This window comes from Pseudomonas syringae group sp. J309-1 (genome assembly GCF_032582135.1).
In the GTDB taxonomy this organism is placed as follows: domain Bacteria; phylum Pseudomonadota; class Gammaproteobacteria; order Pseudomonadales; family Pseudomonadaceae; genus Aquipseudomonas; species Aquipseudomonas quasicaspiana.
The window spans coordinates 16,119-38,989 of sequence record NZ_JAWHNU010000004.1 but is presented as its reverse complement, the minus strand read 5'-3'; the positions used below and the strand labels follow the sequence as shown (position 1 = coordinate 38,989).

At 56.8% G+C, this 22,871-nt stretch carries 22 protein-coding genes; 11 read left to right on the top strand and 11 right to left on the bottom strand.

Annotated features, from left to right (window positions below; translation table 11 throughout):
* Nucleotides 1-55 precede the first annotated feature (55 nt).
* Together cysQ and nudE are read right to left on the bottom strand one after the other, a co-directional pair.
* Nucleotides 56-898: a 3'(2'),5'-bisphosphate nucleotidase CysQ gene (cysQ, locus tag RX972_RS03280; protein ID WP_316872540.1), complete on the bottom strand. Its 843-nt coding sequence runs from the start codon at nt 896-898 to the stop codon at nt 56-58.
* Nucleotides 895-1,461 (bottom strand): ADP compounds hydrolase NudE, encoded by a 567-nt coding sequence (gene nudE, locus RX972_RS03275; protein ID WP_027899933.1) that lies wholly within the window; start codon nt 1,459-1,461, stop codon nt 895-897. The genes cysQ and nudE overlap by 4 nt, the downstream gene beginning before the upstream one ends.
* A gap of 99 nt (nt 1,462-1,560) precedes the next feature.
* Between nudE and yrfG the strand changes: the two genes are divergently transcribed.
* Nucleotides 1,561-2,223, top strand: a complete 663-nt coding sequence (gene yrfG / locus RX972_RS03270) for a GMP/IMP nucleotidase (RefSeq protein WP_255882093.1) — start codon at nt 1,561-1,563, stop codon at nt 2,221-2,223.
* A gap of 125 nt (nt 2,224-2,348) precedes the next feature.
* On the opposite strand, the gene lysM is transcribed toward yrfG, so the two are convergent.
* Nucleotides 2,349-2,798 (bottom strand): peptidoglycan-binding protein LysM, encoded by a 450-nt coding sequence (gene lysM / locus RX972_RS03265; protein ID WP_316872539.1) that lies wholly within the window; start codon nt 2,796-2,798, stop codon nt 2,349-2,351.
* 150 nt (nt 2,799-2,948) lie between these two features.
* Here lysM and RX972_RS03260 point away from each other — a divergent pair, with 150 nt between their 5' ends.
* From RX972_RS03260 to RX972_RS03245, 4 genes are all read left to right on the top strand, one after another.
* Entirely contained in the window at nt 2,949-3,836 is an 888-nt protein-coding gene (locus RX972_RS03260) for a LysR family transcriptional regulator (protein ID WP_027899930.1), read from the top strand.
* Nucleotides 3,837-3,930: 94 nt separating this feature from the next.
* The gene (fdhD, locus tag RX972_RS03255) at nt 3,931-4,770 is read left to right on the top strand and encodes a formate dehydrogenase accessory sulfurtransferase FdhD (RefSeq protein WP_231675370.1); all 840 of its coding nucleotides are present in this window, start codon (nt 3,931-3,933) and stop codon (nt 4,768-4,770) included.
* Entirely contained in the window at nt 4,767-7,103 is a 2,337-nt protein-coding gene (locus RX972_RS03250) for an FdhF/YdeP family oxidoreductase (RefSeq protein ID WP_027899928.1), read from the top strand. Before fdhD ends, RX972_RS03250 begins: the two co-directional genes overlap by 4 nt.
* Nucleotides 7,104-7,424: 321 nt before the next feature.
* The gene (locus RX972_RS03245) at nt 7,425-7,886 is read left to right on the top strand and encodes a YMGG-like glycine zipper-containing protein (protein ID WP_027899927.1); all 462 of its coding nucleotides are present in this window, start codon (nt 7,425-7,427) and stop codon (nt 7,884-7,886) included.
* Nucleotides 7,887-7,943: 57 nt separating this feature from the next.
* On the opposite strand, the gene RX972_RS03240 is transcribed toward RX972_RS03245, so the two are convergent.
* Together RX972_RS03240 and RX972_RS03235 are read right to left on the bottom strand one after the other, a co-directional pair.
* Nucleotides 7,944-8,375: a thioesterase family protein gene (locus tag RX972_RS03240; RefSeq protein WP_316872538.1), complete on the bottom strand. Its 432-nt coding sequence runs from the start codon at nt 8,373-8,375 to the stop codon at nt 7,944-7,946.
* Between the two features lie 306 nt (nt 8,376-8,681).
* On the bottom strand, nt 8,682-10,628 hold the full coding sequence (locus tag RX972_RS03235; RefSeq protein ID WP_316872537.1) for an ATP-dependent DNA helicase RecQ: 1,947 nt from the start codon (nt 10,626-10,628) through the stop codon (nt 8,682-8,684).
* 184 nt (nt 10,629-10,812) lie between these two features.
* Here RX972_RS03235 and RX972_RS03230 point away from each other — a divergent pair, with 184 nt between their 5' ends.
* Complete coding sequence (locus tag RX972_RS03230; RefSeq protein ID WP_316872536.1) at nt 10,813-11,628, top strand: hypothetical protein; 816 nt, start codon at nt 10,813-10,815, stop codon at nt 11,626-11,628.
* Nucleotides 11,629-11,868: 240 nt separating this feature from the next.
* Nucleotides 11,869-12,999 carry a hypothetical protein gene (locus RX972_RS03225; RefSeq protein ID WP_316872535.1) on the top strand — a complete coding sequence of 377 codons (1,131 nt, stop codon included), beginning with the start codon at nt 11,869-11,871 and terminating at the stop codon, nt 12,997-12,999.
* Nucleotides 13,000-13,366: 367 nt separating this feature from the next.
* On the opposite strand, the gene RX972_RS03220 is transcribed toward RX972_RS03225, so the two are convergent.
* From RX972_RS03220 to hslO, 3 genes are all read right to left on the bottom strand, one after another.
* The gene (locus RX972_RS03220; RefSeq protein ID WP_099268441.1) at nt 13,367-13,576 is read right to left on the bottom strand and encodes a DUF6124 family protein; all 210 of its coding nucleotides are present in this window, start codon (nt 13,574-13,576) and stop codon (nt 13,367-13,369) included.
* 608 nt (nt 13,577-14,184) lie between these two features.
* Nucleotides 14,185-15,726 (bottom strand): phosphoenolpyruvate carboxykinase, encoded by a 1,542-nt coding sequence (locus RX972_RS03215; protein WP_099268390.1) that lies wholly within the window; start codon nt 15,724-15,726, stop codon nt 14,185-14,187.
* A gap of 178 nt (nt 15,727-15,904) precedes the next feature.
* Nucleotides 15,905-16,798, bottom strand: coding sequence for an Hsp33 family molecular chaperone HslO (hslO, locus tag RX972_RS03210; protein WP_027899921.1), 894 nt, complete (start codon nt 16,796-16,798; stop codon nt 15,905-15,907).
* A gap of 102 nt (nt 16,799-16,900) precedes the next feature.
* On the opposite strand from hslO, the gene RX972_RS03205 reads away from it, so the two are divergent.
* The gene (locus RX972_RS03205) at nt 16,901-17,701 is read left to right on the top strand and encodes a phosphatase PAP2 family protein (RefSeq protein WP_231675375.1); all 801 of its coding nucleotides are present in this window, start codon (nt 16,901-16,903) and stop codon (nt 17,699-17,701) included.
* Between the two features lie 116 nt (nt 17,702-17,817).
* On the opposite strand, the gene RX972_RS03200 is transcribed toward RX972_RS03205, so the two are convergent.
* The gene (locus RX972_RS03200) at nt 17,818-18,222 is read right to left on the bottom strand and encodes an RNA-binding S4 domain-containing protein (protein ID WP_316872534.1); all 405 of its coding nucleotides are present in this window, start codon (nt 18,220-18,222) and stop codon (nt 17,818-17,820) included.
* Nucleotides 18,223-18,342: 120 nt separating this feature from the next.
* Between RX972_RS03200 and RX972_RS03195 the strand changes: the two genes are divergently transcribed.
* Genes RX972_RS03195 through rimK form a run of 3 tightly spaced genes read left to right on the top strand, consistent with a single transcriptional unit; the run spans nt 18,343 to nt 20,526 of the window.
* Nucleotides 18,343-19,125 carry an EAL domain-containing protein gene (locus tag RX972_RS03195; protein WP_316872533.1) on the top strand — a complete coding sequence of 261 codons (783 nt, stop codon included), beginning with the start codon at nt 18,343-18,345 and terminating at the stop codon, nt 19,123-19,125.
* A gap of 49 nt (nt 19,126-19,174) precedes the next feature.
* Nucleotides 19,175-19,624 (top strand): ATP-dependent zinc protease, encoded by a 450-nt coding sequence (locus RX972_RS03190; protein WP_176470003.1) that lies wholly within the window; start codon nt 19,175-19,177, stop codon nt 19,622-19,624.
* Entirely contained in the window at nt 19,621-20,526 is a 906-nt protein-coding gene (gene rimK / locus RX972_RS03185; protein WP_020293260.1) for a 30S ribosomal protein S6--L-glutamate ligase, read from the top strand. The genes RX972_RS03190 and rimK overlap by 4 nt, the downstream gene beginning before the upstream one ends.
* 98 nt (nt 20,527-20,624) lie before the next feature.
* Here the strand turns inward: rimK and RX972_RS03180 are convergent, their stop codons facing one another.
* Nucleotides 20,625-21,947 carry an ATP-binding protein gene (locus tag RX972_RS03180; RefSeq protein ID WP_316872532.1) on the bottom strand — a complete coding sequence of 441 codons (1,323 nt, stop codon included), beginning with the start codon at nt 21,945-21,947 and terminating at the stop codon, nt 20,625-20,627.
* A gap of 167 nt (nt 21,948-22,114) precedes the next feature.
* A complete protein-coding gene (gene ompR / locus RX972_RS03175) occupies nt 22,115-22,855 on the bottom strand; it encodes a two-component system response regulator OmpR (protein WP_027902703.1) in 741 nt (246 codons plus the stop codon).
* Between the last annotated feature and the right edge of the window lie 16 nt (nt 22,856-22,871).

Below are 22,871 nucleotides of genomic sequence, written 5' to 3'. Positions count from 1 at the left end.
GAATCTCCCACAGGACGCCGCACTCCAACCGTAGCTAAGCGCATAAGCACGAGCCTTAGCTGCGAGCCAACTCCAGCAAACTCTCTCGCCAATGCGCCCCGGCAGGCAGCGCCAAAAAGAATGGGTTCAACAGGGATTCACGGGGCGGGTAGCTGAAAGGCTCGCCAGACAGTTCGAGTACTTCTCCGCCCGCACCTTCCAGCACACCTTGCGCGGCAGCGGTGTCCCACTGCGACGTCGGTGCCAGCCGGGGATAGCAATCGGCAGCCCCTTCAGCCAACAAACAGAACTTCAGCGAACTGCCTATGTTAGTCAGGTGCAAATGTCCGACCGCAGCAGACAAACCGGCCAGCAGACGCTCTTGCTCAGGGCTGGTATGACGGCGACTGGCAACTACGGTGAAGTCATGGCCGGCGCCCGGTTCCTGACGCACGGTGATCGGCGTCACGTGGTCATCGTCATCGCTGCGCCACGCGCCTAATCCGGCCCCTCCAAAGTAGCAGCGATTATTGGTTGGCATCGAAACCACACCAAACACGACACGACCATTCTCTATGAGGGCGACGTTTACGGTGAACTCTTCACTGCCGGAGATAAACTCCTTGGTGCCGTCCAGCGGATCGACCAGCCACCAACGCTCCCACTTCGCGCGTTCGCTCAGCGGGATATCGGCATCTTCTTCGGACAGCACATGAATATCCGGCGCCAGCGCCAGCAAGCCTTCGGCGAGTAGCTGATGGGCGGCAAGATCCGCCGCCGTGACAGGTGAGTCATCAGCCTTGGAGGTCACGGTCACATTGGCGCGCCAGTGCGGCAGGATTACTTCCCCGGCGAGGCGGACAAGCTTGATAACAGGTTCCAGAAGCGGGTGTGGCAAGTCGTTGAAAACATCGGTCATGGCAAAAACAGTCCACGCTGGGTCAATAAATCACGCGCCAGATACAGCGCGGCCAACGCTCGGCCCTCACTGAACTGGGGATGTTCGATCAAACTCGACAGCTCGCGCAAATTCACTTTATCCACGCGCATTGGCTCAGGCTCGTCGCCCTCCAGACGCTCCTCATAGAGATCGGAAGCCAGCACTATCTGAATTTTCTGGCTCATGTAGCCAGGTGACAGAGAAAGCTCGGTCAGGTGTTCCAGTTGTCGTGCGCCATAGCCTGCTTCTTCCTTGAGTTCACGGTTAGCGGCGGCCAGCACGTCTTCGCCTGGCTCAATCAGCCCCTTGGGCAGGGACAGCTCATATTCATCGGTGCCACCGCAATATTCTTCAATCAGCACCGCATGATCAGCGTCCAGCATTGCCACAATCATGACGGCGCCGTAACCATTACCGCGCCCGACCAATCGCTCATAGGTGCGCTCAACGCCGTTGGCGAAGCGCAATTGCAGCTCCTCAACACGGAACAAACGGCTACTGGCGACGATTTCGCGGGCAAGTACGGTGGGTTTCTGGCGCATGTCAGGCTCCTTTGCGTGGACGGGTTACTATACCGTGGCTTTTCCGATTGTCTGTCTCGGATATGCTGACTTCACCCATCAATACCTTGCGAGACCCGAATGCCTTTAATGCCCTGGCGCGACATCGATACCGTTCTGCTCGATATGGACGGCACCCTGCTCGATCTTTATTACGACGAGCACTTCTGGTTGCAACATTTGCCGCAGCGCTATGCCGAACTGCACGGAGTCAGTCTGGCGATGGCGTTGCTGGAGATGAAGCCGCTGTTCGAAAAGAATGCGGGCACGCTCAACTGGTATTGCCTGGACTACTGGAGCGCCGAGCTAAAGTTGTCAGTACGCGACCTCAAGGTGGAAACCGCCGACCTGATTGCCTTGCGTCCAGACGCCGAAACATTTCTCGCCGCTATCAAGCAGGCCGGCAAGCGCGTGATCATGATCACCAATGCGCACCGGGATTCGCTGTCATTGAAAATGGAGCGGATTGAGCTGGCGCCGTACTTTGAACGCCTGATCAGTTCCCACGACTACGGTTTCCCCAAGGAAAGTCCGCACTTCTGGGACGCGCTTCAAGCTGACATTGCCTTCGATCCGGCGCGCAGCCTGTTTATCGACGATACCCTGCCGATCCTGCGAAGCGCCCGTAGTTTCGGCATCGGTCATTTGCTGGCGGTCAGCGAACCGAACAGCCAGAAAGGGCCGAAAGACACCGAAGAGTTTGCGGCGGTGAAGGATTATCGGGAGTTGATTGAGGGGTTGTAGAACCCATCCAAACGCGACCCCTGTAGGAGCAAACTTGTTGGCGAAACGCTGTAATGACCGATGCATATATGTCGTCGGTTCGGCCGCCTCGCCAACAAGTTGGCTCCTACAGGGATCGAGGCGCACTACTCGGGAATCCTCAACACCTGCCCCGGATAAATCTTGTCCACATCCTTGAGCATCGGTTTGTTGGCCTCGAAGATTTTCTGGTATTTGTTCGGGTCTTTGTAAACCCGCAGGGAAATGGCACTTAATGTATCGCCCCTCTCCACAGTCACGAACTTCGCGGCAGTCACAGGCGCCGCACCGGCTGCAATAGTCATCTGGTCGTCTACCGTTTCCACACCTTCGATATTGCCCAGCGTCAGCAGGATTTTTTCCTTCTCTTCCTGACTGGCAACCTCACCGGTGACCGTCACCTTGCCGCCATCCACGGTGGCCTGAACATTAGGGTTGCCTAACCCGACTGCTGAAATGTGTTTCTTCAGCGCCTCACCCGAGGCATTCGCATCACCAGGCGTAATTGCGTCGAGGATCTTTTCCCCGGCCTCTTTTAGAAAACTGAACAAGCTCATGTGCCGTTCTCCTTGATTGTTATTGTCGTGCCCAACAGACAAGGTTAGTCGTAACAGACACTCAGGAACGGCCGTCCGACCGGCAGCCGACCGCCCATCCGACACATCAACAGGCTAGAATCACTCGCTTGCAGTACCAATGGAGCGAATATGGACATCAAACAACTCAAATTCCTGATCGCCCTCGATGAGACGAGGCACTTTGGCCAGGCTGCCGCACGTTGCAATATTACCCAGCCGACCCTGTCGATGCGCCTGCGCAATCTGGAAGAAGAGCTTGAGCTGCCACTGGTGGTTCGCGGGCAGCGCTTCGAGGGTTTTACCGCCCCGGGCGAACGCGTGCTGGCGTGGGCACGTACAGTATTGGCGGCTTATGACGGCTTGCAGGCCGAAGCGGCTGCGTGTCGCGGCCACCTGGTCGGCACGCTGCGGATGGGCGTGGTGCCATTGTCGAGCTTCGACCCCCTGCCGTTATTACGGTTGCTGCATGAAAGCCATCCCAATCTGCGCTTCGAACTGTCAGCACTCAGCTCCGAACAGATCCTGGAACAATTAGCGAGCAATCGCATTGATCTGGGCGTTTCCTACATGGAACACCTGGACGGCGAACGTTTCGACTCCCTGACCCTTGCCGAAACCCGCATGGGCCTGCTTTACGATCATCGCCACTTCAGTTTTGGCGAGCAGCCGTTGACCTGGGCGGATCTGATTGAGCTGCCACTGGGCTTGTTGACCAGCGGCATGCACTTCCGCCAATCCATCGATCACAACTTTCACAGTCGTGGCCTGCAGTTCATTCCGATGCTGCAGACTGATGCCGTTCATCAGTTGCTTCAGGCCGTGCATGGCGGTTTCTGCTGCGCGATCATGCCGCTGGAAGGTGAGCTGGTTAACCTGACTGAAGACTTGCGTCTACAACCCATCGACGACGCCCGCACCATGGCCCGTCTGGGCATGATCATGCGGCGCAGCGCACCTCGCTCGGTACTGGCTGAAGCGTGTTTTGCGCTCTACCAGAAACTCATGGAAAAACATTGATCGACGTCATCTATCAGTGCATTGGAACTAGCGATTAGACGATACCCGACAAGACGCCTAGTCTTGTGCGATATCACTCTGCCGGTACGTTCCCATGCACGCCAAGCGAACGGTCAGTACGGCGCCCGCAGAACTATCGCCCGCGCCCGCCGCAAGCCAGTCATACAGCTACTCGAACCTCGACCGCGATGTGTCGGCGCCTGCCGATCTCGCTGAAGAAGTAGCACTCGCCATCGCCTTCAACGGCATCAGCCAGGCAGTCATGCTGGTCACCCCGACCGACCTTGAAGACTTTGTGGTGGGCTTCAGCCTGGGCAGCGGCATCATCGCTTCGCCCGATGAAATCTACGACATCAAGCTCAGCGGCTGCGGTTCTGCGCAGCAGGCCGAAGTAGAAATCGCCAGCCGTGCCTTTTGGGACCTCAAACAGCAGCGTCGGCAAATGGCGGGGACCAGCGGCTGTGGCCTGTGCGGAGTGGAAGCTGTTGAACAGGCGCTGCCAGAACTGAATGTGTTGCCGGGTGCGCCTCTACCGCCTATCGAATGGCTTGAAGGCTTGCGTCAGCGTATTGGTGAGTTCCAGCCGCTGGGTCGCCATTGCGGTGCGGTACACGCCGCCGTTTTCATGAATAACCAAGGGCAATTGCTGCTGGGCCGGGAAGATATCGGTCGACACAACGCCCTCGATAAGTTGATTGGCGCTTTGGTGCGCCAGCAAATTCCAATAATCGGCGGCCTCGCCATCGTCACCAGCCGTTGCAGCCTGGAGTTGATCCAGAAAGTGCTGCGCGCCGGTATCCAGACGCTGGTCAGCTTGTCCTCGCCTACCGGCCTGGCCTTGCAGTGGGCACGTCGTCATAACCTGAACCTAATTCACCTGCCGCAACACAGTGCGCCGCGGGTTTATAGTCCCGTGATGGAGAATCAAGCATGAGCCTGCATAAAGAAGCCGACCAAAAACCAGTCCCGCGCTACAAGCCCTACAAAGGTGCCGCCGGTGGCTGGGGCGCACTGATCAGTGTGACTCATGCATGGCTGACCAGCGACAACGCACTGAAAAACCTGCGCATGATGCTCAAGACCAACCAGAACGGCGGCTTTGACTGCCCAGGTTGCGCGTGGGGTGATTCGCCAGAAAGCGGCATGGTCAAGTTCTGCGAAAACGGCGCTAAAGCGGTGAACTGGGAAGCGACCAAACGTCGTGTCGACCCGTCCTTCTTTGCCCGCTACAGCGTCAGCGCCTTGCGCGAGCAAAGCGACTACTGGCTCGAATATCAGGGCCGCCTGACCGAGCCTATGGTTTATGACGCCGAAACCGATCGCTACAAGCCGATCAGCTGGGACGACTCTTTTGCCCTGATCGCCAAGCACCTCAAAGCCTTGCCGAACCCAAACATGGCCGAGTTCTACACCTCGGGCCGGGCCAGCAACGAAGCCGCTTACCTGTATCAGCTGTTCGTTCGTGCCTACGGTACCAACAACTTCCCTGACTGCTCGAACATGTGCCACGAAGCCAGCGGCGTTGCATTGTCGCAAAGCGTTGGCGTCGGCAAAGGCACGGTGACCTTCGACGACTTTGAACATGCCGATGCGATTTTCGTCTGGGGCCAGAACCCTGGCACCAACCACCCACGCATGCTTGAACCTCTGCGTGAAGCCGTTCAACGCGGTGCTCAGGTGGTGTGCGTCAACCCGCTCAAAGAGCGTGGCCTGGAGCGCTTCCAGCATCCGCAACACCCGATCGAAATGCTCACCAACGGTGATCGTCCAACCAACACCGCCTATTTCCGTCCGGCACTGGGTGGTGACATGGCGCTGTTGCGCGGCATGGCCAAGTTCCTGCTGCAATGGGAACGCGATGCGCAGGCGGCCAATGAGCCGTCAGTGTTCGACCACGCCTTCCTCAACGAACACACCCATGGCGTGCTCGACTACCTGGCGACTATCGACGACACCCCATGGGACAAGATCGTCGAGCAGTCTGGCCTGACGCTGGCGGATATCGAAAAGTCCGCGCGCATGTACCTCAAGGGCAAGAACGTCATCATGTGCTGGGCGATGGGCATCACCCAGCACCGCCACTCGGTGGCGACCATTCAGGAAATCGCCAACCTGATGCTGCTGCGCGGCAACATTGGCCGCCCAGGCGCTGGTCTGTGCCCGGTGCGCGGTCACAGTAACGTGCAGGGCGACCGCACCATGGGCATCAACGAGCGTCCACCGGCGTTTTTCCTTGATGCGCTGGAGCGTCGTTTCCAGTTCAAAGTCCCGCGTGAAAACGGCCACAACGTGGTTGAAGCGATCCACGCCATGGCCGAAGGCCGCGCCAAAGTCTTCATCGCACTGGGCGGCAACTTCGCCCAGGCGACGCCGGACAGCGCCCGCACCGTTGCTGCTCTCAGCAACTGCGACCTGACCGTACAGATCAGTACCAAACTCAACCGCAGCCACTTGAGCCACGGTAAAGAAGCGTTGATCCTGCCGTGCTTTGGCCGTACCGACATCGACATACAGGCCAACGGTCCGCAAGCCGTTACCGTTGAAGACTCGTTCAGCATGGTTCACGCCTCCAACGGCCAGCTGCAACCGTCGTCCCGTCAAATGCGTTCGGAACCTGCAATCCTTGCGGGCATTGCCAACGCGACACTGGGCAAGCAGCCGGTGGACTGGCTGTGGCTGGTGGAAGATTACAACCGCATCCGCGAGCTGATTGCCGACACTATTCCAGGCTTCAAAGACTTCAATCAGCGCCTGGAGCATCCAGGTGGCTTCTACCTGGGCAACGCCGCAGGTGCTCGTCGCTGGAACACCGCAACCGAGCGCGCCAACTTCAAGCCCAACATGCTTCCGCTTGATCTGGTACACGCCAGCGTGCGCTCCACAGGTCAGGAGCCTGACCTGATCATGCAGTCCATGCGCTCCCACGATCAGTACAACACCACTATTTATGGCCTGGACGACCGTTATCGCGGCGTGAAGGGTCAGCGTGATGTTGTGTTCGTCAACGAAGCCGACATCATTCGCCTTGGCTACCAGCCAGGGCAGAAGGTTGATCTGATTTCGATCTGGGGTGATGGTCGCGAGCGCCGTGTGAAGAACTTCACCTTGCTGGCTTTCGACATTCCCGCAGGTCAAGCTGCCGCGTACTACCCAGAGGTCAACCCGTTGGTACCACTGGAAAGCGTTGGGGATGGCAGCAGCACGCCAACCTCGAAGTTCGTGGCGATCAAGCTGGAGCGTGCGGCTGAGTCGGCACGGATCGTTTGATCAGGGTTTAGCCTGATCCCAGAGAAACACACTACCTCTGTAGGAGCTGCCGCAGGCTGCGAATCCCGTTGTGTCAGTGATGATGCAATCGCAGCCTGCGGCAGCTCCTACAGAAGCCTTTTCATACGCACAAAAAAGGCCCGTTTCGCGAGAAACGGGCCTTGATCAAGTAAGCTCAGACTGCCAAAAACCACTTAAGTTCCTGAGCAAAAACAGTAACTTAGGTATTTGTGTGGCAGTCGTGTTACTCGTCGGATTTGCGTTGCCACAATCTCGGCAGAACCTCAGCATCGGCGCCGTCATCCCTTTGAGGTTCATTGCATGAAGTATTCCTCGATTCTGTTGTTGTCACTCACTCTGGCCAGTGGTCTCGCCTCAGCAGGCGGTACGGTTGAGTCGGGTGTGGGCGGTGCATTGGGTGGGGTACTCGGTTCCGTTGTCGGCCAACAACTGGGCGGCAACACAGGTGCAGCGATTGGCGCAGGCCTGGGTGGCGCAGGTGGCGCGGCCGTGGGTGCCGACCGTCGCAGCCGTACAGAAGCAGCCATTGGCGGCGGTCTGGGCGCTGCGGGCGGTAACGTGATCGGTCGTAGCGTGGGCGGCAGCACTGGCAGCCTGGTCGGCGCAGCCGCAGGTGGCGGTGCTGGTGGTGCATTGGGTAACTACATGGGCAACGAAAGCCGCGCCGATGATCGTGATAACCGTCGCTATCGTGGTGACCGTGGTCCACGTGGACACGCTCATGGCCACCGTAAAAACAAACACCACTACCGTCATCGTTAAGTGACGTGTTTGACCTGACAAACACACTGGCCGCCCATGAAGCGGCCAGTGTTGTTTTCAGACCACTAAAGCCTGCAACGCCTCGCGCAGCGTCTCAGGTATGGATACCGGCAGATTGGACCCCCGATCTACAAACACGTGAACAAAGCGCCCCGCCGCACAAGCCTCATCTTCCCCAGCCTTGAACACCGCCAACTCGTACTGCACGGAGCTATTGCCCAGCTTCGCAACCCGCAAGCCGACCTCAATCAGCTCGGGATAGGCAATCGAAGCAAAGTAATCGCACGACGAACTGACCACAAAGCCCACCACCGAACCGTCATGAATATCCAGCCCACCGCGCTCGATCAGGTAGGTGTTCACAGCACTGTCGAAAAAGCTGTAGTAGGTCACGTTGTTCACATGGCCGTAGATATCGTTGTCGTGCCAACGCGTGGTGATGGGCTGGAAGTGACGGTAGTCGGCGCGTTGCGGGGTTGTGTTGGTCATAGGCATTTTCCGAAAGGGTCGAGTTTTTTGTGGGAGTGGTCCCGGTATCCCTGACACCTCGCTGTCGCTAAGCAAACGGATAACCCTGTAGGAGCCAACTTGTTGGCGAGACGTCGGACCCGCATCGTCAGAAATTCCGCTTCGCCAACAAGTTAGCTCCTACAAGGTCCGCGTTTCAAATCCATTATTGGAGTGATGTTTGATAGGAGCTCAGCCCGCGATAAACGATAACTCGGTCCATGTCTCTAAATTAGGTTGACCTTATCGCGGGCAAGCCTCGCTCCCACAAAGGAATTGCATTCCAATTCAATCAGTCGTGCGCTCTTTAAGATTAACCCGCACCCAATCCCTCACCGCCGCATACGGATAATCCTCCAGCTGACCAAAGCCTGGTATCCCTCGCGCCTTGAGTTTGGTGAACAACGGCACGCTGATGCCACACAGGAATCGAGTCACGCAATCGGCACTGGGAAGATGGTCTCTGTACTCCTGATGCTTGAGGATGAACGCCCCGCACAGCTGTTCGAAGCTCTGCGCTTCCAGCGGTGCCAACGCAGGAGGCTCCGGCAACCGCGTGACATGCCCGGTACAGACTGAGCAGTGCCCGCAGCGGCGTGGCGCCTTGTGATCACCGAAGTAATCCGCCAGCCGACTGCTTAAGCATTGCTCACTGGCGAACAGTTCAAGCATCGCGTGGATCCGCTTGACTTCCGAGGTTTCATGCTCGCTGAAGTACTCATGCAGCTCGACACTAAGCGCCTCAGCATCAAAATCGGTAACCAGCAGGCTGTAGACCTCAGTCATCTGCTTGCTTTCCAGCTCGATCCAGCCTTTCTCCTGAAAATAGTCCAGCGCTGTTACCACCCGTCCACGCTCGGCCTGATACTGCTGATACATCGCATCGAAATCCACCGTCGCCCAGGTTCGCGCCCGTGTGGACGTCGCAACCAAAGCCTCGACAAACTGCCGACGCTCCCCTTCGAAACGCTGCACCAGCGCCTCCGGCTCGATCAGGAACTTGAAGCGGTATTCCGCGAAATAGGCATAGCGCGGCGCGATAATGCCGCGCAACTCCAGTTGCACCAACAAGGTTTTCAGCGGCAGTTGGCGAATATTGGCCTGCTCCGCCAATGGTCCAAGCAGAAATTCCCACTGCCCTTGCGGACCGGCATCCAGTAAATCTTCAAGGACATAACGAATGCCGAACAACTCCGGCGTATCGCCGTAAACGAAGTTTTCCAGCACATTGAGGCTGTCGCGATTGGCTAACACAAGGCAATCAGACGGGGCGCCGTCACGCCCGGCGCGGCCGATTTCCTGGCTGTAGTTCTCAATGGATTTGGGCAGATCGAAATGCACCACGTTGCGGATATCGCTCTTGTCGATGCCCATGCCGAACGCAATGGTTGCCACGATGCAATTGAGCTGGCCGTCCATGAACTGCCGCTGGATAGACTCGCGCTGATCGTGGGGCAACCCTGCGTGATAAGCACTGGCCGCAATGCCGTTCTGCGCCAGGTGCGCAGCGGTGTACTCGGCGGTTTTCTGCAGCGTGACGTAGACGATAGTCGGCTGATCGGGCTTGGCGCCCAGCCACTCCACCAGTCGGCGCCGTTTGTCCCACCCGGTCACGGGTTCGACCCACAGATTCAGGTTGGAGCGATAGAACCCTGTGATGACCACATCCTGCGGCTCGATGGCGAACTTGGCCTGCATGTCGTCAATGACCTGCGGCGTGGCGGTAGCAGTGAGGAGCAGCGCCTGAGGGATATTGAATTCGCGCTGGTAGTCCGGCAGCTTGAGATAGTCGGGCCGAAAGTTATGGCCCCATTCAGAGATACAGTGAGCCTCGTCGACCACTAATAACGAGATCGGCACCTGCGAGATAAAGTGGCGAAAGCGCTCATTCTTCAATCGCTCAACGGAAATCATCAGGATCTTCAGCTCACCTGAGCGCGCCCGGGCCATGACCTGTGAAACGTCATCACGACTCTGTGCTGAATCAATGCTGGCTGCCGAAATACCGTGGCGCTGCAGAAATGCCAATTGATCCTGTATCAGCGCCAGCAACGGCGAAACCACCAGTGTCAGATGCGGAAGCATCAGCGCAGGCAGTTGATAACACAACGACTTGCCCGACCCTGTCGGGAAAATAGCCGCCGCAGAGCGCCCCGCTAACACGGCACTGATAGCGGCTTCCTGCCCCGGACGAAACTCTGAATACCCGAAAACCTGTTCAAGACGCTTGTACATAAGCTGCCACTCCATTGACCTCGACCAAGGTGCGAGACCTTAGCGCGGTCAGCCTGGTCAGAAAACAACCAAAGCATTACAAAAATGAATAAGGATACAGACAAGCACTACTAGCAAAAGGCTATTTACAAGGTTTAACCTTCGCCATCACACGCAGCTTTGCCAAAGGCGAAGGAAACAGGGAATGGAATCCAGCAAACAGCCAAACGACGATGGATCTACCCACATCCAGCGCCTGACACCTGGCAAGGTTGACGTTGTATTGGGCGCTCATCCGCGCAAACGCAGGCATGAACGTCGGCCCAAAGGCACAGGCTATTCAAAATGGCTGATAGTGCTGGCGCTTGCGGTGTTTGCCGGATACCTGCTGTTTCCCCGTACGAAACCTCAAGCTCAGCCTTTGATTGAAAAACCTCTACCCACCGCAGAACAACCGCCGCAGGCCTTGATACCGTCTGCGCCACAGCCTTTTGCAGCCCAGGCTCCGGAACCTTACATCGGACCCAATGTGGTCCGACGGGAATTGCCAGCGCCAGGCGTCCAGCCTCTGGACGAGTGCATGAAGAACGGCAACGTGATCGACGAAACGGTCCTCAACTGCCGTTTTGGCCAGGTTCCAAAGGCGGCTGAGCGAGAACCGGCCAAAGGCATGGTGTCATCCAGGTACATGGCGGACTACAAATCCGACATCGCCCGCTCCAACACCGAACGCCCGACCAAACCTTTCAGCATTGCCAGCGTCAGCTTCAGGGCTGTGGACAGTCGCAGCCGCTATCACGCCGATTTTCGGGTGTTCAACAACCACATCGAAAACAGCAGTGTGTGCATGAACTTCAGCAAAGGCAGCGTCGAAAATCGCGAGTGCCGTCGCGCCGCTGTGGTGTTCTTCAAGGAGTCCTGTCAGGAATGGACCAAACGCGCTGCCAGAGACCGGGATGAACAAAGCAAGCAGACTCAGGAACGCTATTGCGAAGCCAACAGGACGTTTGAGGCGGGGTAGAGCGAAACTGGAAAGCGATCCCTGTAGGAGCTGCCGAAGGCTGCGATAGCGGTGTGTCAGGGCACAAGTGATCTCCTGAAAAATATCATTTCAAATAAAACTTTTTGATTAGACCCGCCGTGTTAGCAACCGTTATCCAGTTAAACCGGGCAGCCAACAACATCGAGTAACAACACCCTCGGCTCGAATTAAAATACTCATCTAGTCTCCTCCTGACTCATCAAAACACGGAGGTTTCTCATGAGTGTATTTACGATTTTCTTTTGCGGCACAGGTTCTACCAAATATGACACGTTGAACAACAACTACTGGAATGGTGAGTTAATCGCAACGTTGGCCAGTAATATGAACAATAGGGAGTTCGCCGACTGGGTCGTGATTGATGGTCCTGGCAGTGGCAATTTACAAGCAGATGAATTGTTCACTGAGCCCAAAGGTTACGGCTGGACCGGAACCGCGTTTGGTAAGGGCTGGTACGAAAATGTGCAGCATGCGATCAACCTCATCAAAGGTAAGGCCGACTGGAAGCGCACCAAACTGACCGAGGTCGAATACAACCGGCTGAAAGCCGCCGGGCTGCCGATCCAGGATTGGCAAGAGCCAACGTCCTGGCTGTGGCGTCACTATGAATACGGCGACCGCAAGGTTACACCGCAAGATCTGCAGGAAAAGATCATCAAGATCTTTCGCAAAGGCGGGCTGATACCCACTCAAGTCAACCTGGTCGGCTGGAGCCGAGGCGGTGTGAGCTGCCACATGCTGGCGAATGCCATGGCGGGTGATCCGGCTCTACGTCATATTCCGGTCAATATTTTCGCGGTTGACCCGGTTCCGGGCCCTTTGAACTTCCAGCTTGAGAAAGTTGCTCTCGGGAAAAACGTTAAAGAGTACGTTGGCTTTTTCGCTCGGGACGAACGATCCAAAGGCTTCTCGTGCGTTATTCCCAAGACCGATCCCTCGACCAAGGTAAGCATTTTCCCAATGGCTGGGCGTCACGCGACGCTGGTGGGTAATGCATCCCTCAAAGGATCCGATGGTCCCGGTTCGCTAACAGAAGCGGGCCAGCTGGTCAGGCATTTCGCAGAGGTCTGCCTGACACGCTGGGGTGCTCCGCTGAACAAAAAACTGGGACTGTCGCCTGCAAAGGTCAGTGCTCTGCATCAAAGTATTGTCATGCACGAAGCGACCTTTATCGCGATGCGCAAGTTCACCTACACCGGTCTGACCGAGCAAACCAAAGATGAACGTAGTGTCAGCCATGGCGATAAGGGCGCACATTTTTCGTCATTAACGGGCACAGCATTCACGCCACAACCGGGCTTGGCAGCATCGCTGGTTAAAGGCAATGAGGCTTATAAAGATATTCACTAATAAGCTTAGTTAGCTGGCTTGATTTTGAAACCGCCCTTTGGGGCGGTTTTTTTGAACTCACCTTACCGTTTATTAGTACTGTCAGTGAGCCTCGACATTCAAGTAAACGCTTACTCCAGGCAGCAGTTACGACTGCGTCCATGAGCCCACACTTGAGCAGACAACACCAGATCCCCGTGGGAGCGAATTCATTCGCGAAAGCGGTGTGTCAGACACAAGTATTTTTCAGGACGAACCCCCTTCGCGAATGAATTCGCTCCCACCGGGATATCCCGTTGCAGTCCGGACCATTGTGAGTTGGCTGATCAAAGCAAACCCGCTCCGCTTTCAAGCCCGCAGGGCTTTGACCGCTTGGTTCATCCAGCCTCTACCTCGCCTCTACCCCTTCCAAAGAGCGCTCCACTAACGCCTGAGCCATCTCGACCAGATGCATGACCGAGAATGCCAGATCACGTTTTCGCCCGGAAAGTTGATCGCTGGATTCATAAGCCGTGGCGGCTGCGCAACGCAGAAGGTCGCTGGCACGTGAAAGGTTTTCTTCGAGGTTGATGGATAAATCAGAAGTGTTTTTAAGCATGGTGAAGGTCCAAATCTGAGCAACTGGAGCCATCACTCGCCATTTCCACACGGCAAGAGGTGGCAGCTATGTACGGGGTGGAAAACCGGTCACCAAGCACACCCGGGTCAGACCGAAGTCTGCCCGCACACAGCTACCATAGAGCACTCTTCGTTTGTCGAGTTACTTGATGATACTTGTGCCTGGTCAATGCGGGTTTCCACACCCGACCGCTGATTTTGCAGCGACGGGAGGCAGGCTAGACCCATGATTTGGCAGGCGCAAGCGGGTTGGATTCTCTCGGAAACTTCACTCAAGAGATAGAGAGCGATCCTTCGCAATCGTCACATTTGTTGTGTCGGACCGCCTAAAGCAAAGACCCAACGGCATCCCAGACGCCACCATGTCACCAACCACACCGAATCCCGGTGGGAGCGAATTCATTCGCGAAAGCGGTGTGTCAGACACGAGTATTTTTCAGGACTAACCCCCTTCGCGAATGAATTCGCTCCTACCGGGAGGTCCCGTTTCAGTCCACGCCATTGAGCAGGTTAATGAAAGTGAACTTGCCCACTTACAAACCCACAAAAAACCGCCCCGAAGGGCGGTTCTTGTTCAGCCAGTCCGTATTACAACTGTGGACCCGCTGCCTTGATCGCGTCGCTCACTTCGAACTTCTTGAAGTTCTCAACGAACAGGCCAGCCAAGGCTTTGGCGGCTTCGTCGTAGGCAGCTTTGTCAGCCCAGGTATTACGTGGGTTGAGCAGGCCGGTTTCAACGCCCGGTACGGCCAGTGGCACGTCGAGGTTGATGGTGTCGAGGTGCTCGGTGGCAGCACCGATCAACGCGCCGCTCTGGATCGCTGCAATCACGCCACGGGTGGTCGGAATGTTGAAGCGCTTGCCAACGCCGTAGCCACCGCCAGTCCAGCCGGTATTAACCAGGTAGACCTTGGAACCGAAACCGCGGATACGCTTGATCAGCAGCTCCGCGTACTCGCCAGCCGGACGCGGGAAGAACGGAGCGCCGAAGCAGGTGGAGAACGTCGACTTGATGCCGCTGCCCGAACCCATTTCAGTGGAACCCACCAGTGCGGTGTAACCCGACAGGAAGTGATAGGCCGCTTGTTCTTCGCTGAGGATCGACACTGGCGGCAGTACACCGGTCAGGTCGCAGGTCAGGAAGATCACAGCGTTTGGTTCGCCACCGAGGTTTTTCTCGGAGCGCTTTTCAACGTGCTCAAGCGGGTAAGCCGCGCGGCTGTTCTGGGTCAGGCTACCGTCGGCGTAATCAGCCTTCTTGGTATCGTCCAGTACAACGTTTTCCAGCACTGCGCCATGCTTGATGGCTTTCCAGATAACAGGCTCGTTCTTCTCGGAGAGGTCGATGCACTTGGCATAGCAACCGCCTTCGATATTGAACACCACGCCTTCACCCCAGCCGTGCTCGTCGTCACCGATCAGGTAGCGGCTTTCGTCAGCAGACAGTGTGGTTTTGCCGGTACCGGACAGGCCGAAGAACAGCGTGACGTCACCCTCTTCGCCGATGTTGGCCGCGCAGTGCATTGGCAGCACGTCAGAGGCCGGCAGCAGGAAGTTCTGCACCGAGAACATGGCTTTTTTCATCTCACCGGCGTAACGCATGCCAGCGATCAATACTTTCTTCTGCGCGAAGTTGATGATCACGCAACCGTCTGAGTTGGTGCCGTCACGCTCTGGAACACATTCGAAGTTGGCAACGTTCAGGACTTGCCACTCTTGACGACCCGCCGGGTTGTACTGAGCCGGGTTGATGAAGAGGCAGCGACCGAACATGTTCTGCCAGGCAGTCTGAGTGGTCATTTTCACAGCAAGGTAGTGGTCTTCAGCAGCGCCTACATGCACGTGAGAAACGAAATGCTCTTGTGCATTGTTGAACGCTTGAACGCGCTCCCACAAAGCGTCGAATTTGTCAGCCGGGAACTTGCGGTTGATCGGGCCCCAAGCGATTGCATCCTGAGTGCTTGGCTCTTCAACGATGAAACGATCGACCGGCGAACGGCCAGTGCGATGGCCTGTTCTCACAACCAGAGCGCCAGTGTCGGAAAGTTCGCCTTCGCCGCGGGCAAGCGCTTGCTTGACCAGGTCGTCGATGCTCAGATCGGTGTACACAGCGTTGTTGGTTTGAGTCATGAGGGTCCCCGTCGGCCAGTGGCCGAGTGCTCCAAACGGTTTTGTAGTAAAAAAACAACCACTACTACAGCGGAAAAGTGGGCCGGATTATGCCAGAAAAGCCCAAGAATGGTAGGCCTCCCGTCAGAACCGCCTCACCGCTGCCCACAGCATGTAGTAAGGCGTAATCCGTGCTTGATTAGTGGCGCGTATCAGATGGCGAGTCGACCCCACCCCCAGCGAAGAGCTGAGCGATATCAGTGGCATCGAAAAGATAGCGCTGATTGCAGAACTGGCAGTCGATTTCGACACTGCCACCATGCTCGATAACCAGTTGCTGCGCATCTTCCAGTCCAAGACTGACCAGCGCATTGGCCGAACGTTCCCGGGAGCAACTGCAACGGAAGCAGAGCGGCTGCACTTCAAACATCCTTACCGGATCCTGGTGGAACAGCCTGTGCAGTACCGTTTCATTGTCCAGGCTCAGCAATTCCTCGGCTGTCAGGGTGCTGGCGAGCGTGGTGACATGCTCCCAGGTGGCGTCGCGTTCTTCCGGATCGGTCTGATGCGCCACGGGCAATTGCTGCAGCAGCAAGCCTCGTGCGCGGTGCCCGTCAGCCTTGAGCCAGAAACGCGTGCCCAACTGCTCGGACATCACGAAGTAGCTCGACAGACTCTCAGAAAGGTCAACGCCATCCAGAGCGACGATGCCCTGGTAGCGCTTGCCCTTTTTCGGGTCGATGGTCATGGCCAGAGAGCCGTCCGGCATCAGGTCCTGCAGACCGGCGCCGGGTGTCACCAGTGCCTCGTCATACCGAGCAATGCCGCGCAGCTCGCGCTCGCTGGAGCACTCAACCATTAGCAGGGGAACCGCACCGCTGGAGCGTGCCTGAAGAATCAGCAAACCTTCGAATTTCAAGGTGCCCACCAACAACGCGGCAGCGGCCAGAAGCTCACCAAGCAGTTGCGCGACGGGCTCCGGATAGGGATGTTTGGCCAGGACCTCGGCATAGCTGCGCTCAAGCGCGACCAGTTCACCGCGAACATCGCTTTCGTCAAAAATGAAGCGCTGGGAGTACTCGATATCAGTCATGGGGGAAGGTATCTGAATTGATGACAAATTGATGACAAGCGTCTATAAAGCGCCGTTTCGTGCGTCTGTAACGCGCCTTGCCATGAGAATAAGGGCCATTTTATGGGCTATCCCACACTCTTCCAAGCGAAGTGGAACATCAGCCGATTCGTGCTGTGCAATTTGATCGCCCTAGGGCTACTGGGGATCTGGATATGGCCAACCGGCCATGCCCTGTTCAACCAGTTTGATGAAGGGCTGTTTCACTTACTCAATCAGCCTCTTGAGCAGAACGTAGTGTGGCGGTCCATATGGACAGTTGCCAGTATGCGTCCTTTCGATGCCGTGGTCGGCTTGATCCTGCTGTGCCTGCTGATCAAAGGTGACTGGGTCTTCAAAACCGTTCAGGTGCGTGCAGCGCTGTTTGGATTCGTTTCGATCCTGCTCTTGCTGTTGGTCATTCGCACACTCTTTTCCAAATGGCTGGATCATTCGAGCCTGCAACACGACAGCCCTTCAATGGTGCTGGAGGGCGCCATTCGCTTGAGCGAAATGTACCCTCATCTGGAGAAGGCCTGGGAACTCAAAGACCGTTCCAGCCAAAGCTTCCCGGGCGATCATGCATCGGTGCTGTTGATCTGGGCGATGTTCATGACGGTGTTCAGCCGCACACTGGTTCAGCGTGTTGTGATCTGGGCGCTGGCGCTGCTGTTCATGATGCCTCGCCTGGTGGCCGGGGCTCACTGGGGACAGGACGACTATATTGGCGGTGTACTGATCGCTCTGCTCGCGTTGGGCTGGGGTTATTACACGCCGTTTGCGGCGGTGATGAGCAATCTCTGGCTGAAGGTCACAGCGCCGATTTTCACGCTGTTTGAGAAGTTGCCGGTGGTGAGCCGTATGAGTGTGGTGCGCGGGTATTGAAACAACACCTGATCCAGTGGGACTGAATTTATTCGGGAAGGCGGCATGTCAGGCGCAGCATATGTTGGCCCCTTCGCGAATGAATTCGCTCCCACAGGGTTTGGCCTGGCTTCACCTCAATCGCGCACCGCTCCACGAAAATCGAACAACTGTCGACGCTGCTTCTTGGTCGGTTTGCCGTCTGTGGTAACTCCAAGATTGCCGGCTTTGCGTAGCGCGGCTTGATTTTCGCGCTTGGTGATACTGTCTGGCGTTTCGCTGTACAGGGTTTGCGCCTCGGGAGCACCGCGGCGCACTACGGACAACGCCTCAACCACTACCGTGCGCTCATCAAAGCCAGTACGGATCTGAAACTGATCACCGATACGCGGTTCCTTGCCGGGCTTGCAACGCTCGCCCCTGCAGTGCACCTTACCGCTTTCAATTGCCGCCTTTGCCAAAGCACGCGTTTTGTAAAAGCGCGCAGCCCAGAGCCACTTGTCCAGACGGACGTTATCTTCTTCGTCTGACTTTTGAGCCATATGAATTCCTCAATCAGGTAGTAGTCTGACTTTACTACGTCAGGAGCACTGTGCAGGGAGCGATTGCGACGATTAACCTGCCTTGTCGTCCCCCAGCAACTTTTATCAATGGAATGCGATATGACTGAATTTCCAACGTCATTGACTTCAAGCCCTGTCGGATGCGACGGCTGCCGGAACAGCCCCGATCTGGATTTTTCATTTGCATTCGCCTACCAGCCGATTGTGGATTTGCGCAGCCAGTCAGTCTTTGCTCACGAAGCACTCGTCAGAGGCATCAACGGCGAAGGCGCATTTTCGATATTGAGTCAGGTTACGGACAAAAACCGCTATCGGTTTGATCAGCTGTGCCGCACGCACGCCATTGCAGGCGCAGCAGCGTTGGGAATGGAAGAGCGGCTCTCGATCAACTTTCTGCCCAATGCGGTTTATCGACCCGAGTTGTGTATCCGCAGCACGCTTGAAGCAGCACGCCAGCACAATTTCCCGCTGGATCGGCTGATCTTCGAGACGATCGAAAGTGAGCACGTCGATAACAATCGCCATTTGACCAACATTCTGCGTGAATACCGCCAGTTCGGTTTCATGACGGCCATCGACGATTTCGGCGCCGGATACTCGGGGCTGACCCTGCTCGCCGACTTTCAGCCGGACTTGATAAAACTCGACATGCAATTAAGCAGAGATATTCACCGCGACCGCGCGCGTCAGGCTATCGTTCGCGGGGTTGTCACAATGTGTGCGGAGTTAGGGGTTACAGTCATTGCCGAAGGCATCGAATGTGCCGAAGAGCGGGATTTTCTCGCAGACTGCGGGATTTACCTGATGCAAGGTTACTGGTTCGCCAGACCTGCGTTCAAAGCATTGGCCCAGATCGATTCAGGGGTCTGGCAGAAAGCATAAGAAGTACGGAAATTCATTGAAAACATTTGATCATCTGACAGTCATCGGCCTGCGCGAGTGGGTGGCGTTGCCCGATCTTGGGGTGGCAGGCCTGCGGGCGAAAATCGATACCGGGGCGAGTACGTCAAGCCTGCACGCCACCGAGATCGAGCCTTTTGAACGCGACGGCCAGAAGTGGGTTCGCTTCAACGCTCATCTGGGCACTGTGGTCCAGTTGCGCCATCGCCGTTGCGAAGCGCTGCTGGTCGCCATGAAAACCATAAAAAGCTCTAACGGTCATGCACAAGTCCGCTATGTCATTCGCACCACCCTGGCTTTGGGTGATCGCGTCTGGCCTGTGGAATTCACGCTGGCCTGCCGCAAAGCAATGCGTTATCGCTTGCTACTCGGCTCCAACGCCTTGATCGATGGCCAACTGGTCGTCAATCCAGGCATTACCTACGTTCAGGACAAACCGGTTTTTCCGGTCTCGACTACCTCTGCCACAGGTGCTGCATGAAGATCGCTGTGCTTTCGCGTAACCCGCGTCTGTATTCAACCCGTCGTCTGGTCGAAGCTGGTATTGAACGTGGCCATGAGATGGTGGTGATCGACACCCTGCGTGCCTACATGAATATCGCCAGCCACAAGCCGCAGATTCACTATCGCGGCAAACCGCTGGAAGGCTTCGATGCGGTGATCCCGCGGATCGGTGCTTCAGTGACTTTTTATGGCTGCGCTGTGTTGCGTCAGTTTGAAATGATGGGCGTTTTCCCGCTCAACGAATCGGTAGCCATCGCCCGTTCGCGGGACAAACTGCGTTCTCTGCAACTGCTCTCGCGTCGCGGGATCGGTTTGCCGGTGACAGGCTTTGCTCACTCTCCGGACGATATCCCTGACCTGATCCAGATGGTCAACGGCGCACCGCTGGTCATCAAGGTGCTGGAAGGCACCCAGGGTATTGGCGTGGTGCTGTGCGAAACAGCAACGGCCGCCGAGTCGGTAATTGAGGCGTTCATGGGTCTCAAGCAAGACATCATGGTTCAGGAGTACATCAAGGAGGCGGGTGGCGCGGATATCCGCTGCTTCGTGGTCGGTGACAAGGTCATTGCTTCGATGAAGCGCCAGGCCAAACCCGGCGAATTCCGCTCCAACCTGCACCGTGGTGGCAGCGCCAGCCTGATCAAGATCACGCCAGAAGAACGCATGACCGCCATCCGCGCCGCCAAGGTCATGGGTTTGAGCGTCGCCGGTGTCGACATCCTGCGCTCCAATCACGGGCCGCTGGTGATGGAGGTCAACTCGTCGCCGGGGCTGGAAGGTATTGAAGTGACCACCAGCAAGGACGTGGCCGGGATGATCATCGAGTACCTGGAGAAGAACAGCGGCCCGCATATGACGCGGACCAAAGGGAAGGGTTGACTGCAGCGGCAAGCTGCAAGCTGCAAGCAAGCCTCGCAGGCCTGCTGCAGCTTTAGGCTTTTAACTTACAGCTTGAAGCTTGAAGCTTGAAGCTGCGCTTAAACCGCCCCTCTCGGCAACATCAGCCCCAACGGCAAGCGCACTCGCGCTTCCAGCCCACCGCCCGAACGATTACGCAATTCGACGTTGCCGCCGTGCATTGCCGCGATGCGTTTGACGATGGCTAATCCCAGCCCGGTCCCTTTGCCACTTCGGGCACGATCACCGCGAATGAACGGGTTGAAAATCACCTCAAGCTCCGACGGGTCAATCCCGGTCCCACGGTCCAGAACGCTCAGCACCACATAAGGCGCACTGGTGTCGCCGGACACATAAGCCGCAACCTCAATGCCATTGCCTGCGTGGTGCATGGCGTTGCCAATCAGGTTGGTGAGCAATCGCTTCATTGAAACGCGTCGCAATGGGAACGGCGGAATCGGCTCAAGGCACAGACGAATCTGCTCTTCAGGGTTCTCGGGATTGTTGAACGGCGCCACGACGTCACGCACCAGCTCGCTGAGGTCGACCTCTTCAATCTCTTCATCACGCCCGTCGCGAATGAACGCCATGAACTGATCAAGGATGGCATCCATATCTTCAATGTCGCGGACCATCCCTTCAGTCAGTTCGTTTTCGTACTTCATCAACTCCAGCGACAGACGCAAACGGGTCAATGGGGTTCGCAGGTCATGGGAAACGCCCGCGAGCATTAACTCCCGTTCCTGCCCGGCCTGTTCGACATCTTCGGCCATCTGGTTAAAGGCGCGGTAAACCTCGGTCATTTCACTAGGCGTGTCGCTGACCGGCAGCCGCACGCTGCGCCCCTGCCCTAACTGCCTCGCGGCAAACACCAAGCGTTTAAGAGGCTGGTTGAGTTGCCGGACGAAGATCCACGCCGAGGCTGTGGATAACAAACCAATCGCAAGGAACCAACCCAGCACACTCCAGATTTTCTGGCCACGTAATGGGTGCGGATACAGCGGTACTTTCAACCAGCCATCGCCCAGGCTTGGTGCCCGGACCCACAACGCAGGCGGCGCATGCACACGCAGACGCACTTCGGTGTCGGCGCCCAGCTCTGCTTGCATCTGCCGCTGATAGATTTCGCTGTAAGGCCAATGCTGCTCACCTTCCGGCACGCCGCCGCCCACTACGCGGATCAGGCCTGCCGCATCGGCAATCGCTTCCCGGTCATTCTCATTGGCCGCCCAATAGGCACGCAGGGTCAGCGCGACACCGTGGCTGTATTGCCGGTCGACCAGCACGTCCTCGTTCATCAACAGATAAACCAGGGTCAGCGCCTTTGAAAACAGCACGACGATGAGCACCAGCCAAAGGGTGCGGGAGAAGAAGCTTTGCGGGAACCAGAGCGGGGTTTTCATAGTTGCAGCTATACACTTTGCAGGAGCGAGCCAGGCTCGCAGGTTTGCGAAACGCGAACGACAACCCGACGCCAGATCAACGAAAACCAAAACGTCGATAGCCCTGTTCGGGACTATCGACGTGACTGGCAATCACCACAGGGGGCTGTGCTCCTAAAAGCGCTCGATTATCGTGTACCCGCACCGTCCGGAACGAATACATAACCAACACCCCAGACCGTTTGAATGTAGCGCGGTTTGGAAGGATCTGGCTCGATCAGACGACGCAGACGGGAAATCTGTACGTCGATCGAGCGCTCCAGCGCATCCCATTCACGGCCACGGGCCAGATTCATCAGCTTGTCGCGGGTCAGCGGTTCGCGAGCATGCATCACCAGCGCCTTGAGCACCGCAAACTCGCCAGTGGTGAGCATGTGTACCTCATCGCCACGCTTGAGTTCGCGAGTCGCCAGGGACAACTCGTAATCACCAAAGGTGACAGACTCGTCTTCGCTGCCCGGTGCGCCCGGTACAGGGGCGGCCTGACGACGCAATACAGCTTTGACACGCGCCATCAGTTCGTCAGGGTTGAAAGGCTTGGCCAGATAATCGTCAGCGCCCAGTTCGAGGCCTTTGATACGGCTCAGCTCATCGCCCTTGGCGGTCAGCATAATGATCGGTACTTGATTGTTTGCGGCACGCAGACGACGGCAGGCTGACAGCCCGTCTTCGCCCGGCAGCATCAGGTCAAGCACGACAAGATTGAAAACTTCGCGGGCCAGCAAGCGATCCATTTGCTCAACGTTGGCCACAGCACGGGCACGATAACCCTTGCTGGTGAAAAAACGCTCTAACAGGCTGCTCAAACCCGGATCGTCATCAACAATAAGGATTTTTTCGCCTTCGGCAGTTTGTGCAGTGCTGCTCATTCAGATGCTCCTTTGA

What these genes read in the sequence shown, in the direction of transcription:
- RX972_RS03215 (WP_099268390.1), bottom strand. Translation starts at nt 15,726, where the DNA reads ATGACTCAAACCAACAACGCTGTGTACACCGATCTGAGCATCGACGAC.
- yrfG (WP_255882093.1), top strand. Translation starts at nt 1,561, where the DNA reads ATGCCTTTAATGCCCTGGCGCGACATCGATACCGTTCTGCTCGATATG.
- RX972_RS03240 (WP_316872538.1), bottom strand. Translation starts at nt 8,375, where the DNA reads ATGACCAACACAACCCCGCAACGCGCCGACTACCGTCACTTCCAGCCC.
- RX972_RS03225 (WP_316872535.1), top strand. Translation starts at nt 11,869, where the DNA reads ATGAGTGTATTTACGATTTTCTTTTGCGGCACAGGTTCTACCAAATAT.
- hslO (WP_027899921.1), bottom strand. Translation starts at nt 16,798, where the DNA reads ATGACTGATATCGAGTACTCCCAGCGCTTCATTTTTGACGAAAGCGAT.
- fdhD (WP_231675370.1), top strand. Translation starts at nt 3,931, where the DNA reads ATGCACGCCAAGCGAACGGTCAGTACGGCGCCCGCAGAACTATCGCCC.
- RX972_RS03180 (WP_316872532.1), bottom strand. Translation starts at nt 21,947, where the DNA reads ATGAAAACCCCGCTCTGGTTCCCGCAAAGCTTCTTCTCCCGCACCCTT.
- RX972_RS03230 (WP_316872536.1), top strand. Translation starts at nt 10,813, where the DNA reads ATGGAATCCAGCAAACAGCCAAACGACGATGGATCTACCCACATCCAG.
- RX972_RS03200 (WP_316872534.1), bottom strand. Translation starts at nt 18,222, where the DNA reads ATGGCTCAAAAGTCAGACGAAGAAGATAACGTCCGTCTGGACAAGTGG.
- RX972_RS03250 (WP_027899928.1), top strand. Translation starts at nt 4,767, where the DNA reads ATGAGCCTGCATAAAGAAGCCGACCAAAAACCAGTCCCGCGCTACAAG.
- ompR (WP_027902703.1), bottom strand. Translation starts at nt 22,855, where the DNA reads ATGAGCAGCACTGCACAAACTGCCGAAGGCGAAAAAATCCTTATTGTT.
- RX972_RS03220 (WP_099268441.1), bottom strand. Translation starts at nt 13,576, where the DNA reads ATGCTTAAAAACACTTCTGATTTATCCATCAACCTCGAAGAAAACCTT.
- lysM (WP_316872539.1), bottom strand. Translation starts at nt 2,798, where the DNA reads ATGAGCTTGTTCAGTTTTCTAAAAGAGGCCGGGGAAAAGATCCTCGAC.
- RX972_RS03195 (WP_316872533.1), top strand. Translation starts at nt 18,343, where the DNA reads ATGACTGAATTTCCAACGTCATTGACTTCAAGCCCTGTCGGATGCGAC.
- rimK (WP_020293260.1), top strand. Translation starts at nt 19,621, where the DNA reads ATGAAGATCGCTGTGCTTTCGCGTAACCCGCGTCTGTATTCAACCCGT.
- RX972_RS03245 (WP_027899927.1), top strand. Translation starts at nt 7,425, where the DNA reads ATGAAGTATTCCTCGATTCTGTTGTTGTCACTCACTCTGGCCAGTGGT.
- RX972_RS03235 (WP_316872537.1), bottom strand. Translation starts at nt 10,628, where the DNA reads ATGTACAAGCGTCTTGAACAGGTTTTCGGGTATTCAGAGTTTCGTCCG.
- cysQ (WP_316872540.1), bottom strand. Translation starts at nt 898, where the DNA reads ATGACCGATGTTTTCAACGACTTGCCACACCCGCTTCTGGAACCTGTT.
- nudE (WP_027899933.1), bottom strand. Translation starts at nt 1,461, where the DNA reads ATGCGCCAGAAACCCACCGTACTTGCCCGCGAAATCGTCGCCAGTAGC.
- RX972_RS03260 (WP_027899930.1), top strand. Translation starts at nt 2,949, where the DNA reads ATGGACATCAAACAACTCAAATTCCTGATCGCCCTCGATGAGACGAGG.
- RX972_RS03205 (WP_231675375.1), top strand. Translation starts at nt 16,901, where the DNA reads ATGGGCTATCCCACACTCTTCCAAGCGAAGTGGAACATCAGCCGATTC.